The organism is Pseudomonas sp. RIT-To-2 (assembly GCF_029623465.1).
Taxonomy (GTDB): Bacteria; Pseudomonadota; Gammaproteobacteria; order Pseudomonadales; family Pseudomonadaceae; genus Aquipseudomonas; species Aquipseudomonas silvicola.
Genome location: NZ_JAPYKM010000099.1, coordinates 1 through 720, shown reverse-complemented (window position 1 = coordinate 720; position 720 = coordinate 1). Strand labels below are relative to the sequence as shown.

Sequence of the window (720 nt, the reverse complement as noted above, 5' to 3'; positions counted from 1 at the left end):
CGAGCCGGCGACGGTGCCGCTGGCGGTTTCCGACGTCCAGTCCGGGTGGCTGCCGGTGGTATTGCCAGGCGCCAGGTCCTTGCCGTCCTGGTTCTTGTCCAGCGCCGCTTCGAATACGGTGACGCCATCGACGTTGGTGGCCTTCAGGTGCGAGTCGTCGACCTTGATGGTCAAGGTGGTGGTGCTGACGTCACCGTCCTTGTCCATCACCGAGTAGGTGAAAATGTCGAGGCCGCCCTTGGCGCCGACCGAGTTGGCGTTGGCGTGGTACACGCTGGTGCCGTCGGCGCCGATCACCAGTTCGCCGTACAGGCCCTGGATGACCGTGCCAACACCCGTGGTCACGGCCTTGGTGATATCCGCACCCGCCTTGACGCCGATCACGCCGAAGAAACCATCCGCGCCCGAGACATCGTTGGCCAGGACATTACCCTGGGCGGTCTGGCCTTCGGCAAGTTTGGCGAAGTCCGGCACGGCCACGGGCTGGTCGTCGACGATCTTGATGGTGAGCTGGCTGGCAACGTGGTTGCCGGCGCTGTCGGTGGTCACCAGGGTGAAGGTTTCGGTGGTGCCCAGGCCGACGACCTGTGGGGCGCTGGTCAGGGTGTAGGTGTAAGTGCCGTCGGCGTTCAAGTGAATGATGCCGTACTTGCCCACGGTATCGCCGTTGGTGTCGGAGCCGTAGACGCTGTAGGTCAACGCCCCCACCCCGCCACTGAC

1 protein-coding gene is annotated in these 720 nt (G+C 64.7%); it reads right to left on the bottom strand.

What is annotated here, in order from left to right:
* On the bottom strand, positions 1 to 720 hold a 720-nt coding region (locus QBK88_RS30715), incomplete at both ends, for an Ig-like domain-containing protein (protein WP_277965049.1).